Consider the following 13687-nt stretch of genomic DNA (forward strand, 5'->3'; position numbering starts at 1 on the left):
GGACGGCGACGGACGGCTGAATCATGTCCGCACGAGCCGCCGCGTTCCCGCGTGAGGAGAAGCCATGACGTCCGTTCCGCCGCCGTTCGATCCCGAACTCGCCGCCGCGCTGGAGCTGATCGGGGAGATGATCCAGCCCGGGATGACCATGGAGGACATCGAGACCGTACGGCAGGGACCGGGCATCTCGATGCTGGCCGACATGGACCTGACCGTGGGCGGCGCCTTCGAGGCCGAGGACCGGACGGTGCCGGGCCCCGAGGGCGCCCCCGACATCTCGCTGCTGATCTGCCGCCCCACGGCACCGGCCCCCGCCCGGCCGCGCCCGGTCGTCTACCACGTGCACGGCGGCGGCATGGTCCTCGGCAACAACCGGGTCGGCGTCGACGTGGCCCTGGACTGGGCACGCGAGCTCGACATGGTCGTCGTGTCCGTGGAGTACCGCCTGGCGCCCGAGAACCCGCACCCGGCACCGGTCGAGGACGTGTACGCCGGTCTGCTGTGGACGGCGGAGCACGCGAAGGAGCTGGGCGCGGACCCGGAGCGGATCGTGATCACCGGTGCCAGCGCGGGCGGCGGACTGTGCGCCGCGCTCGCCCTGCTGCTGCGCGACCGCGGGGGTCCGCGGCTCCTCGGCCAGCTGCTGGAGTGCCCCATGCTGGACGACCGCAACGACACCCCGTCCTCCCACCAGATGGCGGGCCTCGGCATCTGGGACCGCACGGCCAACGAGACCGGCTGGACCGCCCTGCTCGGCGAGCGGCGCGGCGGCCCCGACGTCTCCCCGTACGCGGCACCGGCCCGTGCCGAGGACCTGTCCGGGCTGCCCCCGGCCTTCCTCGACGTCGGCTCCGCCGAGACCTTCCGGGACGAGGTCGTCGCCTACGCCTCCCGGATCTGGCAGGCCGGCGGGGTGGCCGAACTGCATGTGTGGCCGGGCGGCTTCCACGGCTTCGACGGGTTCGCCCCGCAGGCCGCGCTGTCCGGGTCGGCACGGAGGGCCCACCTGGACTGGCTGCGGCGGCTGCTCGCCGAGTAGGGCCGCCCATGGGCCCCGACTCTCCCTCACCGGCGTTCGCGTGGCGCATGATGGCCCTATGAAAGAGCTGGCCGGGCGCCTCACCGCGGTGGACCCGGATGCCGGGGCCGCCGTGCGGGTCATCGCCTACTTCGACCGGCTGGCCGAGGCACGGGCCGGGGTGGAGGCGCTGGTGCGCGGGGCCGCCGTGCTGGCCGGGGTGCCCGCGCGGCTGGTCGACGCCGACCGGCGGGTACGGGTGCGGGTCGAGGCGGACGGCACCCGCCGGGACTCGGACCTGCCGCCGGATCCGCGGTGGCCGTCCGCCCCGCTGACGCCGGACGGCCCGCCCGCACTGTGGCTGGAACGCGCGGGTGCGGCGCCCAGCGTGGTCGAAGCGGTGATCCTGGAACGGGCCGCCGGAGTCGCACGCCTGGTCCTCGACCGCACCCGCGGCCGGGCCCCGCTCGACGATCCCGCCCTCGTCGAGACCCTCCTGGACGGCACGGCCGGCGAACCGGCCCGGCTGCACGCGGCCCGCCGGCTCGGCCTCGATCCCCTCGCCACCGCCCGCGCCGTCGCCACACCGGGCGGACGGCCCCGGGTGGTCCCCGCGCAGAGCCCGGTCCCCGAGGCCTCCGAGCCGCGGACCGGAGTCGGACCGGCCGTCCCCGTCCTCGACCTCCCCCGCTCCTGGGCCGCCGCGCGCACCGCGTTGAGGTTCACCGCCGAGGGCACCGGTCAGGATCCCGGACCCCGGGTGGTGTACGCCGACGAGCTCGGCGGGATCGCCCTGCTGGCCGACGTCGTCCTGCCGGGCGCCGAGCCTCCGCCGGACGTCCAGGCGCTGGAGGCGGCCGCCGCGGACGCGCCCTGGCTGCTCACCACGCTGTACGCGGTCGTCGCGACGGCGAGTCTGCGGGCGGCCGCCGCCGAGGCGAACGTGCACCACTCCACGCTCCAGGACCGGCTGGTCCATGCCGAGCATCTGCTGGGCTGGCCGGTGCGCACCCCGCAGGGCCGGCTGCGGCTGCACCTCGCGCTGACGACACGGCGGCTGGCACGGCCGTAGGGCTGAGGGCGTTCAACCGTTCGGTTGAACGGGGGTTCCACCGCGCGCGCGTCATCCGGTCCCTGCGGACGACGCGCCGCAGCGCCCGGGCCAAGCAGGATGGGGGGCGACCGCGGCGCCCGGTCCCCACCCCCCTCAGAGATCAGAGAGGTCTCCGTACCATGCCCAGCTCCCCCAGCAGAAGGCGTCTCCTCGCGACCGGCGCGGGTGCCGCCCTCGGCCTCGGCGCCCTCGGCACCTCCCCCGCCTCGGCCACCCCTGCGGCTTCCGCGACCCCTGCGACCCCCGCGTCCACCCGGTCCGCCCCCGGCGCCGAGGAGACCCGGTCGCTCGACGAGCTGTACCAGGCCGCCCTCGCGGAGGGCGGCAAGCTCGTCGTCTACGCGGGCGGGGACACCCCGACCCAGCAGGACGGCACCAAGGCCGCCTTCCTCAAGCGCTTCCCGGACATCGACCTGAAGCTGATCGTGGACTACAGCAAGTACCACGACGTCCGGGTCGACAACCAGCTCGCCACCGGCACCCTCGTCCCCGACGTCGTCCAGCTGCAGACGCTCCAGGACTTCGTCCGCTGGAAGTCCCAGGGCCGGCTCCTGCACTACCGGCCCGCCGGGTTCTCGAAGGTCCACGAGAAGTTCAAGGACCCGCAGGGCGCGTGGGTCGCGATCGCCGCGATCGGCTTCAGCTTCATGTACGCCCCGGACGCGGTCGGTTCGAACGCCCCGCGCACCCCGCTGGACCTGCTCGACGCGCGGTGGAAGGGGCGGATCGCCGCCTCCTTCCCGCACGACGACGACGCCGTCCTCTTCCTCCACTCCCTCTACGTCAAGCACTACGGCTGGGACTTCGTGGCCCGGCTGGCCGCGCAGGACGTACGGTTCGCGCGCGGCAGCAACTCCCCCGGTGACGCCGTGCGCGCCGGACAGTACGCGATCGGCGTCGGCGGCTCCGGCGCGCCGCTGGCCACCGGCCCCGTGAGGTGGGTCCTGCCGGACAGCGCCCCGTTCATGGCCTGGGGCCAGCGGGCCGCGATCCTCAAGACCGCCGGGAACACCACGGCGGCCAAGCTGTACCTCAACTGGCAGCTGTCGACGGCCACTCAGCAGAACGCCTTCAACGGCTGGTCGGTACGCACCGACATCACTCCCCCGGCCGGGCTGAAGCCGGTCTGGGAGTACCGGAACGCCAACATCGACGGCTTCCCCCGCTTCATGTCCGAGCGCGCCGAGGTGGAACGGCTGAAGCAGACCTTCGCCCTGTACTTCGGCGAGGTGAAGGGCGACCCGACGCCGGGCTTCCTCGGGCTGCGTCCCGGGGCCTGACAGCGGGCGCCGAGCGTCCTCACACCACCCCTACAGTCGCCGGATAGACTCGGCTCCCCTGTTCGAACGGATCATCGTCCAAGGGGATTTCCGTGTCCGACCGCGCTCCCGTCCGTACCGCCGTGAGAGCCGTCCTCGGGAGCCGGCCGGGTCTGTGGCACCTCACCCATCTGACGTTCTTCCTGGTCGTCGGGGCGGGCCTGGTGAGATTCACGCGGCTGGGGATCGAGTCGTGCTGGCACGTGATGACGGTCAGCACCCTGCTGGCCGTCGTCTACGCGGGCGGTCTCGCGGCCGGGGACCGGCTGGGGCGGCCGGGGCGCACAGGGTTGTTCGCCCGGGCCTCGTGGGTCGCGGCACTGCTGACGCTGTGGGCCCTGCTACTGCAGCTGGCCCCCTCGCTCGTCTCCACCTACACCTGGTGCGCCGTCCCGCTGGCCTGCGCGGCGCTGCGGGTGCTCGGCCGACGGGCGGCCGCGGTGGCGGTGGGCACGCTGACGGTCGTCCTCGTCGCTCAACTCGTGCGCAGCGCGGGATCGTTCGATCCCGAGGCCGTGCTGGTGCCGGTGGCGGCCGTGTGGGGCACGGTCGCCCTCTACCGTTCTCAGCAGCGGGACGCCGCCGAACGGCTGCGGCTGGTCGAGGAGTTGCGGGGCACCCGGGACGTCCTGGCCCGACAGCAGCGGCAGGCGGGGATGCTGGCCGAGCGGGCCAGGATCGCCCGGGACCTGCACGACACCCTGGCCCAGGAGCTCTCGGGCGGTGTCATGCTGCTGCAGGCCGCCGAGCGGGACTGGGACGGGCGTGCGGACGTCGCGCGCACCCGGGTGCGGGCGGTCGCCGACGGCCTGCACACCACGCTCGCCGAGACCCGCAGGATCATCCGCGATCTGACCCCCTCGGCCGTGGACGAGGCCGGGCTGGAGGGCGCGCTGCGCCTGCTGTGCGCGCGGGCGCAGGCGGAGGGCGCGGCGGCCCGGGTCCGGTTCCGCACGGCCGGCGGTCACAGGCCGGTCCTCGACGGGCAGCTCGCCGCCCTCGACACGCAGGCCGCCGCGACCCTGTTCCGGGTCGCGCAGAGCACGCTCGCCAATGTGCGTGAACACGCGCACGCGGTGAACGTCCAGGTCACCCTGCGGGCCGGGACGGACCGGGTGGAGCTCGAAGTGCGCGACGACGGCGCCGGGTTCGAGCCCGGCCGCATCACCGGCCCCTCCCCGGCGGGCCGGGGGCTGGGACTGCCGGCCGCCCGTACCCGGTTGCGCGAGTGCGGTGGCGACCTCGACATCGGCAGCGTTCCGGGCCACGGCACGTGCGTACGGGCCACGGTCCCCACGGCGTCCTCGGCCCGCCCGGCAGCGGTGGCCGCCCGGTGAGCGGTGGGCCGTTGCGTGTGCTGCTCGCGGACGACCATGTCGTCGTACGGGCCGGACTGCGGGCGCTGCTGGAGGGGGAGCCGGATGTCGAGGTGGTGGCCGAGGCGGGGACCGGGGAGGAGGCCGTCGGGCTCGCGGCGCGGCTGCTGCCCGATGTGGTGCTGATGGATCTGCGGTTCGGCGGCGGGGGTGGCCTCGACGGGATCGAGGCGGTACGACGGCTCGCGGCCCGGGCGCCAGGGGTGCCGGCGGTGATGCTGACGAGCTACTCGGGCCGGGCTGACGTGGTGCGGGCGCTGGAGGCCGGGGCACGGGGTTATGTGCTGAAGGCGGGGCCGCCGGAGGAGCTGTTCCGGGCGGTACGCGGCGCCGCCGCCGGGGCGTTGGGGCTCGCCCCGGAGGTGATGGACGAGCTGGTGGGCCACGTGGTCGCGCCCGAGCGGGAGTTGAGCGGGCGGGAGGTGGAAGTGGTGCGGCTGCTGGCCGAGGGGCTGAGCAACCGGGCCATCGCCGAGGCGCTGTTCCTGAGCGAGGCCACCGTCAAGACGCATCTGGTGCGCCTGTACCGCAAGCTCGGCGCGGACAACCGGGCGGCGGCGGTGTCGGAGGCCGTGCGCCGGGGGCTGCTGCACCTGGGACGAGAAAAACGGGGGCGCCCGTGGACGGGCGCCCCCTGAGGCGGTGGTTCGGATGCCGTGGGTCAGACCTTGGCGGTCTGTTCCGGCTCGGTGGCCGGGTCCGTCGTCTCCTCACCGGTCAGCGCGGCGCGGGCGGCCGGGATGACGGCGGCGATGGCGGCGGAGATCAGGGCGAGGCCGCCGCCGACGAGCAGCGCGGTGCGGAAGCCGTCCTCGGAGGCGAAGGTGTAGCCGCCCATGGTGGTGGTCATCTGGGAGAGGATCACCCCGATGACCGCGGAGCCGATCGAGGTGCCGAGCGAGCGCATCAGGGTGTTGAAGGCGTTCGCGGCGGCGGTCTCCGTCAGCGGCACCGAGCTCATGATCAGCGCGGGCATGGCGCCGTAGGCGAGGCCGACACCGCTGCTGGTGATGATCGTGACCAGCATGACGCCCCAGGCGGAGCCGATCAGGGCCATGGAGGCGAAGTAGCCGGCGGCCAGCACCAGGGCGCCGCAGATCAGGGTGAACTTCGGGCCGCGGGCGTTGGTGAGCTTCCCGCCGAGCGGCGAGACGACCATCATCATCAGACCGCCGGGGGCCATCCACAGACCGGCGGCCAGCATCGACTGGCCGAGGCCGTAGCCGGTGGCCTCCGGGAACTGCAACAGCTGCGGCATCACCAGCATGCTCGCGTACATGCCGAAGCCGATGAAGACCGAGGCGAGGTTGGTGAGGAGCACGCGGGGGCGGGCGGTGGTGCGCAGGTCGATCAGCGGGTCGGTGGTGCGGACCTCCCAGAATCCCCAGCCGAGCACCACCACGAGGGCGGCGGCGAAGAGCCCGAGCGTGGTGCCCGAGGCCCAGCCCCAGTCGGCACCCTTGGAGACCGCGAGCAGCAGGCAGACCAGACCGACGCCGAGGCCGATCGCGCCGGGCAGGTCGAAGCGCTGGCCCTCGGCGCCGGCGGGGACGTCCGGGACGAGCATGAAGATCAGGACGGCGACGACGGCGGCCAGGGCGGCCGAGCCCCAGAACAGCGCACGCCAGTCGGCGTACTGGGCGACCGCGGCGGCGAGCGGCAGTCCGATGGCGCCGCCGATGCCCATGGAGGCGCTGACGAGTGCGATGGAACCGCTGAGCTTCTCGGCCGGTACGACGTCCCGCAGGAGCGCGATGCCGAGCGGCACCATGCCCATGCCCATGCCCTGCAGACCACGCCCGACGATCATCGTCACGACGTCGGAGGCGAAGGCGCACACCACCGAGCCGACGACCAGCGGCACGGAGCAGGCCAGCAGCATCCGGCGCTTGCCGACCAGGTCGCCGAGACGGCCGACGACCGGCACGCACACCGACGCCACCAGCAGGGTGACCGTGATCACCCAGGCCGCGTTCGAGGACGAGGTGTCCAGGATCTGGGGCAGTTCGGCGATGAGGGGCGTGACCAGCGTCTGCATGATCGCCGCCGTGGTGCCGGCGAAGGCCAGCGTGGCGATCACGGCTCCTGGGCGGGCCGTGGGCTGGGGAACGGGGGCGCCCATGGGGGACTCTCCTCGGTGAAGGTGAAGGGGTGCGGGCCCGACGCGCCGGACACGCGTGCGGGAACGGACGTGCGGGAAGATGTGCATCGTACATGCCGTATGTATCAACCACATGATGTGGCCTGTGCACACCCATATGTCAGGATGACCCCATGGAGACGCCCACCCATGAGGTCGAGTACGAGCAGCTGCTGCTCAGCCGTCATACGTTCCTGAACCAACGGGGCGGCCGCCGCAAGAACAGCCTCCTGGAGCGCAGCGCGTACATCCTGCTGAGCCGGATCCAGGTCCAGGGGCCGATGTCGATCGGGGAGCTGAGCGACGCCTTCGGCCTGGACGCCTCCACGCTGAACCGGCAGACGGCGGCGGCGATGCGGGCGGGTCTGATCGAGCGCATCCCCGACCCCGAGGGCGGGATGGCCCGCAAGTTCCGGCTCACCGACGAGGGGCTGCGGCTGGTGGACGCGGAGCGGGAGGGGATCGTCGACATCCTGGACCAGGTGATGCACGACTGGTCGCAGGACGACATCGCCGCCTTCGCGGGCTATCTGCGCCGCTTCAACAACGGCATCGAGGCCATCGGCGGCCGCCCCTGGCCACGCCCCTAGAGCGTCCCGCTATCGTGCCATCATGGGCAAACGGAACGGCGTCTCGCTTGACGGAACGGGGAGTGGAGGAAACGCACGGTGAAGGACGGCGGGCGCGGCGCGGGACAGGCGGGGCGGCCGCAGCGGGCGGACGCGCGGCGCAACAAGGAGAGCCTGCTGGACGCGGCCGCCGCGATCTTCGTGGAGTCGGGCGTGGAGGCGCCGGTACGCGACATCGCGGCGAAGGCCGGCGTCGGCACGGCCACGATCTACCGCCACTTCCCGAGCCGGGCCGATCTGATCATCGCGGTCTACCGGCACCAGGTCGAGGCCTGCGCCGAGGCGGGCCCGGCGCTGCTGGCGGACGGCCCGACCCCGTACACGGCGCTGGGCCGCTGGATCGACCTCTTCACCGACTTCCTGGTCACCAAGCACGGGCTCGCGGCCGTGCTCCAGTCCGACGACGCCGGCTTCGAGGGCCTGCACCACTACTTCCTCGACCGGCTGATGCCCGTGTGCACCGAGCTGATCGAGGCCGCCGTCGCCGCCGGTGAGATCCGCTCCGGCATCACCGCCTACGAACTCATGCGCGGCGCCGGCAATCTCTGCATCGGCGCCGAGCACGACTCCCGTTACGACGCACGCCGCCTGGTGGGCCTCCTCGTCGCGGGCCTGCGCGAGGCGAGGTGACCACCGGCCGACGGGCGCTCAGGCCCAGGCCGTCACCGGGGTGAAGGAGCTGTCCTGCCGGAACAGGTCGCTCCCGTCGGACACCGCCACGCTCAGCTGGTAGTTGTAGTGCCGCAGGTAGTAGCCCGGGTAGTTGTACGACTCGAAGCGCACCGAGCCCGTCGCCGTACCCGTGCGCGCGACGAAGGTGGCGTCCTTGGCGAAGGTCGTGGTGCCGTCGTTGGCGTCGAAGCGGGCGCGGAAGTTGTAGTGGCGCAGGTAGTTGCCGGAGGAGTCGCGGAACGAGTAGCCATTGGAGTCGGCGAGGCCCGCGACGACCGTGAAGGTGGACGCCGTCTTCTCGCTGCTGGTGCTGGAGCTGGTCACCACCGGCAGGTTGAGCAGGGAGGACTGCGTCTGCCAGTACCGCGTCGTGTAGTTGGCGGACCGGAAGGAGCGGGTGGCGTTCTTCGTGATGCTCGGGCCGCCGGACACCGTCTCCTTGATGACGGTGAAGTGGCGGGCTGTGCCCGAGATCGCCGGGAGGGCCTTGGGCGTGCTCCAGGTGGCGAAGGAGTCGGTGCTGTCGCTGTAGTAGTAGTTGCCGTCGCCGTAGCCGTCGAAGAAGATCCGCCAGGTGCCGTTGTCGAGCTGGATCACCGAGGGGCCCTCACGGTAGCTGCCCCAGCCGGCCCAGTTGCCGGTCCTGGAGATCGTGTAGGGGCCGGCGAGGCTGCTCGCGGTGGCGTACTCGATGTACTTGGTCGTCTCGTTCTTGGTGAAGGCGTGGTAGGTGGAGCCGACCTTCACGATGTACGTGTCGATGTGGTTCGAGCCGATGCCGGACAGGGCGACCGGTGAACTCCACGCGGTGAGGCCGGAGTTGGTGGCCTTGAGCAGATACGGGGTGAAGATCCACTCATCGCTGGTGAGCGAGCAGGACACGATGACGTTGACGCTGCCGTCGCTGTCCACGAACCACTCCGGCGCCCAGGCGCGGGAGAGGTTGGTGATGGGGACCGTGTAGTCGTACAGGAACGTCCAGTTGACCCGGTCGGAGCTGCGGGCGAAGCCGATCGTGGTGCTGACGTCCTGCCAGGTGTGGGTGGTGTAGGTGATGTAGTAGTAGCCGTCGGTGTGCTTGAAGACGCTCGCGTCACGGATGCGGTTGGCGGGCGGCGTGTACGCGGAGGACTGCACCAGCCGGAAGTCGGTGGCGTCGTCCGACTGGTACACGTTGACCGTGCCGTCGTTGCTGTTGAGGAACGGCACGATGGTGTACCGGGTGGCGGAGCCGGCGGCCGGGGCGGCGGCGAGGGCGGTGCCGAGCAGGCCGGGCAGCTCGCCGAGGACGAGCGCCGAGGCGGGCAGGACGGCCATCGCGCGCAGCAGGGCACGGCGGGACGGGGACGCGGCGGGGCGGGGTGAAGTCATGGTCGGCTCTCTCCACTACGGCTCAGTAGTCCGACATACCGAACAAGGTTCGGAAAGTCGGTCAGAAGGTAGGGGCGAGACAGGAACACGTCAATGCTTTGCGCAGGAACCGGTGATGCCTGTGTTGCCGCTGTGACAGCCCGTCAACGCCCGGACCCACGTCGAACTCGGCCGGGACGCGCGTCGCGGGCCGCCGGGATACGCGTCGCGGCCCGCCGGGATACGCGTCGCGATCCACCGCGCCCGCGCACGCGTTCCCCCGCGCCCGCACGCTTTCGACCACCCTCCCGCGTGCCGTTCCGCCATCCGCCCCCGAGACGTTACCGTTCGGTAGTGTCAGACGACGTCGTCCCGGAGGTGCCCCGTATGAGCCCCGACCGTGCCGCCGGCCTAGCCGAGACCGCCCGGGCGCTGGCCGCGGGCGAGGTCTCCTCGCGCACGCTGGTCGAACAGACCCTGGCCCGCATCGAGGCCACGCAGGGCACCCTCAACGCGTTCCGGATCGTCCGCGCCGAGGCCGCGCTCGCCGAGGCCGAGGCCGCGGACCGGGAGCTGGCGGCCGGGTCGCGCAGGCCGCTGCTTGGTGTGCCCGTCGCCGTCAAGGACGACATGGACGTGGCGGGTTCGCCGACCGCGTTCGGCTGTGCGGGCGAGCACCCTCCGGTCGCCCGGGACGGGGAGGCGGTACGGCGGCTGCGGGCGGCCGGGGCCGTCGTCGTCGGCAAGACCAACACCTGTGAGCTGGGCCAGTGGCCGTTCACCGAGGGCCCGGCCTTCGGCGCGACCCGCAACCCGTGGAGCACCGAGCACACCCCGGGCGGCTCCTCCGGCGGCTCGGCCGCCGCGGTGGCCGCGGGCCTGGTGCCGGCCGCGCTGGGCTCGGACGGCGCCGGCTCGGTCCGCATCCCCGCCTCCTGGACCCATCTCGTCGGCGTCAAGCCGCAGCGGGGCCGGGTCTCGACCTGGCCGCGCGGCGAGTCCTTCCAGGGCATCACCGTCAACGGCACCCTCGCCCGCACGGTCGCCGACGCGGCCCTGCTCCTCGACGCGGCGAGCGGCAACCACGACCTCGACCCGCACCGGCCACCCGCGATCGACGCCTCGGCGGCCGTGCGCCGCGACCCCGGCCGACTGCGGATCGCGCTCTCGCTGAAACCGCCGTTCACCGCGGTGCCCGCGCGTCTGACGCCGGAGGTGCGGACGCGGATCGTGGAGCTGGCCGAGCGCCTCGCCGGCCTGGGACACGAGGTCGAGGAGGCCGACCCTCCCTACGGGCGGATCGGGCTCACCTTCGTGCCCCGGGCGACCGTCGGCATCGCCGAGTGGGTGGCCGACGCCCCCTTCCCCACACTCCTGGACCCCCGCACCCGGGACGCCGCACGGCTCGGCCGACTGCTCGGCGGCGCCCCGCTCAGGGCGGCCCGGCGCGCGGAGGCGGTCCTGCACCGTCGTATCGGCGGCTTCTTCACGTCGTACGACGTCGTCCTCGCGCCGACCACGGCCGCTCCCCCGCCGCGCGTCGGCGCCATGCTGCACCTGAGCGGGTTCGCCACCGACCGCGCGATGATCGCCGCCTGCCCCTACGCCTGGCCGTGGAACGTACTGGGCTGGCCCGGCGTCAACGTCCCCGCCGGCTTCGCGCCCGGCGGTCTGCCGGTCGGCGCGCAGCTGCTCGGCCCCGCGCACAGCGAGCCGCTGCTGCTCTCGCTCGCCGCACAGCTGGAGGATCGGCTGCGCTGGCACGAGTTCTGGCCTCCGGAGCCGGCCACCGCCGAAACCACTGCGGTGTAAGGGCGTTCCGCCCCTACCCTGTGACCATGGACGACACGACGATGGTCGGGCTCATGGGACGGGTCACCGGAACGGTCGGGCCCGGGCTCGTCGGCGAAGTGATCGTCCGGGTGCGCGGCGGAGCCGAGCACTTCCTCGCCTACCCCGCCTCCGGCACCGAGCGCATTGAGCGCGGGACGATGGTCACGGTGGTGGAGTACCTGCCGCCGCGGACGGTCTACGTCTCGGCCGTGTACGGGAGTTGAGGCCGTCCGTACCCGTTCGGCACCGTGTGTACCAAGCGGGCAACAGCGGTTCCGCCCTGTCTGTACACGGCGTGTGCGCGGGCTCACACTCCCGTTACGTTCGGTGCCCACAGGGGCACCCCGCACTGGGGGAGTGCATGCCCATGGAGGTCGGTTACATCGTGGGGGCGGCGTTCGGTGCCGTCCTTCTCCTGATCGGTGCGTTCAAGATGATGTGGCGTGTCGCCGAGCCCAACGAGGCGCTCATCATCTCCGGTTCGAAGCACAAGCTGGAGGGACTCGAGGAGGGGATGGGATTCCGGATCGTCACCGGGCGGGGCACGCTCGTGACACCCGGAATGCAAGCGGTGCGCAAACTCTCGCTCGACCTGAACCAGACGGAACTGCACGTCGACTGCGTGACCCACCAGGGCATTCCGCTGAAGGTGCGGGGCGTGGTCATCTTCAAGGTGGGCGACGACTTCGTGTCGATCGCCAACGCGGCCCGCCGCTTCCTCGACCAGCAGAAGCTGATGGCGGAGCGCGTGCACACCGTGTTCGCGGGTCATCTGCGGGCCATCGTGGGCGGGCTGACGGTCGAGGACATGATCCGCGACCGGGAGAAGCTGACCGGCCAGGCCCGTGCCGCGTGCGGCTCGGAGATGGAGAAGCTGGGCCTGATCGTGGACTCCCTGCAGATCCACGAGATCGAGGACCCGACCGGCTACATCAAGAACCTGTCCGCCCCGCACCTGGCGGCCGTACAGCGGGACGCGCGCATCGCACAGGCGGAGGCCGACCGGTTCGCCACCGAGGCCGAGCAGCAGGCGTTCGCCCGGATGGCGGAGGCCACCCGGGACAGTGAGATCCTGAAGTCCGGTTACCAGGCCGAACAGGACAAGGCCGCCGCCAGTGCGCGCCAGGCCGGTCCGCTCGCCGAGGCCGCGGCCCGCCAGGAGGTCGTGGTGCAGGAGACGCGGGTCGCCGAACTCGAGGCGCACCGGCGGGAGCAGCAGCTCCAGGCGGACATCCGCAAGCCGGCCGACGCCAAGGCGTACGAGAAGCGGACGCTGGCCGAGGCGGAGCGCGACGCCCGGATCTCGGCGGCCGAGGCCAAGGCCACGGAGACGCGGGCCACAGGTGAGGCGGAGGCCGCCGCCACGCAGGCGAAGGGACTCGCGAAGGCCGAGGCCAACCGGGCCATGGGGCTCGCCGAGGCCGAGGCGATCAAGGCGCGGGCGGCCGCCCTCGCCGAGAACCAGGAGGCCGTCGTCGCCCAGCAACTCGCGGAGAAGTGGCCGGAGATCGTCCAGGCGGGCGCGTCCGCGTTCGGCAACGTCGACAACATGGTGCTGCTCAACGGCGCCGACGGCATGGCCGAGTTGTTCGCGAAGGCGCTCACCATGGGCGGCACGGGGCTCGGGCTCGCCCGTCAGCTGCTGGCGTCCATGAACCAGAACGGGCAGGCTCCGGCCGGGAGTTCGCCCCTGAACGGGAATGCGGCACCGCCGTCGCAGAAGGTGCAGGTCGAAGGGAAGTGACCCGCAGGTGAGAGGCTCACGGGGGCACCCCTTAAGGTGCCCCCGTGAGCACGTCTACCGATGGACACGTCCCGGGCCGCTCCGGCCCCTCCGCCACCACCGAGGCCGACCCGCGCGAGGTGGGCCGGGTCCGCACCGAGTACTCGCCCGCGTACGACGGTGATCCGGACCCCGGTGAGATCGTCTGGACCTGGGTGCCCTTTGAAGAGAACGACGGCCGGGGCAAGGACCGCCCGGTGCTCGTCGTCGCCCGTGAGGCGGGCGGCACGCTCCTCGCGGTCCAGCTGTCCAGCAAGCGCCATGACAACGACCGGGACTGGGTGGGGATCGGCAGCGGTCCCTGGGACCGCACCGGGCGGGACTCCTGGGTGGACGTCGACCGCGTCCTGCGGCTCCACGAGGACGGCATGCGCCGTGAGGCCTGTGCGCTGGACCGGGGCCGGTTCAACCTGGTCCGGCAGCGGCTGCACGAGCGCTACGGCTGGACCTGAA

General features: G+C 72.6%; 13 protein-coding genes. 11 read left to right on the forward strand and 2 right to left on the reverse strand.

The annotated features are described in order from the left end of the window. Positions 1-64 precede the first annotated feature (64 nt). The 5 genes from ACLZN2_RS28595 to ACLZN2_RS28615 all read left to right on the forward strand — a co-directional run bounded on the left by ACLZN2_RS28595 (position 65) and on the right by ACLZN2_RS28615 (position 5465). Positions 65-1039: an alpha/beta hydrolase gene (locus ACLZN2_RS28595; RefSeq protein WP_416982114.1), complete on the forward strand. Its 975-nt coding sequence runs from the start codon at positions 65-67 to the stop codon at positions 1037-1039. 58 nt (positions 1040-1097) lie between these two features. After that, positions 1098-2090, forward strand: a complete 993-nt coding sequence (locus ACLZN2_RS28600; RefSeq protein WP_416982115.1) for a helix-turn-helix domain-containing protein — start codon at positions 1098-1100, stop codon at positions 2088-2090. A 161-nt stretch (positions 2091-2251) separates the two neighbouring features. Next, complete coding sequence (locus tag ACLZN2_RS28605; protein ID WP_416982117.1) at positions 2252-3412, forward strand: ABC transporter substrate-binding protein; 1161 nt, start codon at positions 2252-2254, stop codon at positions 3410-3412. Positions 3413-3504: 92 nt separating this feature from the next. Then, positions 3505-4788, forward strand: a complete 1284-nt coding sequence (locus tag ACLZN2_RS28610) for a sensor histidine kinase (protein ID WP_416982118.1) — start codon at positions 3505-3507, stop codon at positions 4786-4788. Next, positions 4785-5465, forward strand: a complete 681-nt coding sequence (locus ACLZN2_RS28615; RefSeq protein ID WP_416982119.1) for a response regulator — start codon at positions 4785-4787, stop codon at positions 5463-5465. The genes ACLZN2_RS28610 and ACLZN2_RS28615 overlap by 4 nt, the downstream gene beginning before the upstream one ends. Before the next feature lie 23 nt (positions 5466-5488). Here the strand turns inward: ACLZN2_RS28615 and ACLZN2_RS28620 are convergent, their stop codons facing one another. Then, positions 5489-6949, reverse strand: coding sequence for an MFS transporter (locus tag ACLZN2_RS28620; protein ID WP_416982121.1), 1461 nt, complete (start codon positions 6947-6949; stop codon positions 5489-5491). A 152-nt stretch (positions 6950-7101) separates the two neighbouring features. Between ACLZN2_RS28620 and ACLZN2_RS28625 the strand changes: the two genes are divergently transcribed. Then, the gene (locus tag ACLZN2_RS28625) at positions 7102-7557 is read left to right on the forward strand and encodes a MarR family winged helix-turn-helix transcriptional regulator (RefSeq protein ID WP_416982122.1); all 456 of its coding nucleotides are present in this window, start codon (positions 7102-7104) and stop codon (positions 7555-7557) included. A 78-nt stretch (positions 7558-7635) separates the two neighbouring features. Beyond that, complete coding sequence (locus tag ACLZN2_RS28630) at positions 7636-8226, forward strand: TetR/AcrR family transcriptional regulator (protein WP_416982124.1); 591 nt, start codon at positions 7636-7638, stop codon at positions 8224-8226. A gap of 18 nt (positions 8227-8244) precedes the next feature. Here ACLZN2_RS28630 and ACLZN2_RS28635 read toward each other — a convergent pair whose 3' ends face one another. Next, positions 8245-9639, reverse strand: a complete 1395-nt coding sequence (locus ACLZN2_RS28635; RefSeq protein WP_416982126.1) for a glycoside hydrolase family 43 protein — start codon at positions 9637-9639, stop codon at positions 8245-8247. Between the two features lie 366 nt (positions 9640-10005). On the opposite strand from ACLZN2_RS28635, the gene ACLZN2_RS28640 reads away from it, so the two are divergent. From ACLZN2_RS28640 to ACLZN2_RS28655, 4 genes are all read left to right on the forward strand, one after another. Further along, positions 10006-11430 carry an amidase gene (locus ACLZN2_RS28640; RefSeq protein WP_416982182.1) on the forward strand — a complete coding sequence of 475 codons (1425 nt, stop codon included), beginning with the start codon at positions 10006-10008 and terminating at the stop codon, positions 11428-11430. A gap of 20 nt (positions 11431-11450) precedes the next feature. Then, positions 11451-11675, forward strand: coding sequence for a hypothetical protein (locus tag ACLZN2_RS28645; protein ID WP_416982127.1), 225 nt, complete (start codon positions 11451-11453; stop codon positions 11673-11675). A 137-nt stretch (positions 11676-11812) separates the two neighbouring features. After that, positions 11813-13195, forward strand: a complete 1383-nt coding sequence (locus ACLZN2_RS28650; protein WP_416982129.1) for a flotillin family protein — start codon at positions 11813-11815, stop codon at positions 13193-13195. A gap of 44 nt (positions 13196-13239) precedes the next feature. After that, positions 13240-13686 carry a type II toxin-antitoxin system PemK/MazF family toxin gene (locus tag ACLZN2_RS28655; RefSeq protein WP_416982130.1) on the forward strand — a complete coding sequence of 149 codons (447 nt, stop codon included), beginning with the start codon at positions 13240-13242 and terminating at the stop codon, positions 13684-13686. Position 13687 lies beyond the last annotated feature (1 nt).

The organism is Streptomyces sp. T028 (assembly GCF_048159505.1).
Lineage (GTDB): Bacteria > Actinomycetota > Actinomycetes > Streptomycetales > Streptomycetaceae > Streptomyces.

Bases quoted from the DNA above. Each gene is read 5' to 3' on its own strand.
- ACLZN2_RS28595 (WP_416982114.1), top strand. From the start codon at position 65: ATGACGTCCGTTCCGCCGCCGTTCGATCCCGAACTCGCCGCCGCGCTG.
- ACLZN2_RS28600 (WP_416982115.1), top strand. From the start codon at position 1,098: ATGAAAGAGCTGGCCGGGCGCCTCACCGCGGTGGACCCGGATGCCGGG.
- ACLZN2_RS28605 (WP_416982117.1), top strand. From the start codon at position 2,252: ATGCCCAGCTCCCCCAGCAGAAGGCGTCTCCTCGCGACCGGCGCGGGT.
- ACLZN2_RS28620 (WP_416982121.1), bottom strand. From the start codon at position 6,949: ATGGGCGCCCCCGTTCCCCAGCCCACGGCCCGCCCAGGAGCCGTGATC.
- ACLZN2_RS28625 (WP_416982122.1), top strand. From the start codon at position 7,102: ATGGAGACGCCCACCCATGAGGTCGAGTACGAGCAGCTGCTGCTCAGC.
- ACLZN2_RS28635 (WP_416982126.1), bottom strand. From the start codon at position 9,639: ATGACTTCACCCCGCCCCGCCGCGTCCCCGTCCCGCCGTGCCCTGCTG.
- ACLZN2_RS28640 (WP_416982182.1), top strand. From the start codon at position 10,006: ATGAGCCCCGACCGTGCCGCCGGCCTAGCCGAGACCGCCCGGGCGCTG.
- ACLZN2_RS28650 (WP_416982129.1), top strand. From the start codon at position 11,813: ATGCCCATGGAGGTCGGTTACATCGTGGGGGCGGCGTTCGGTGCCGTC.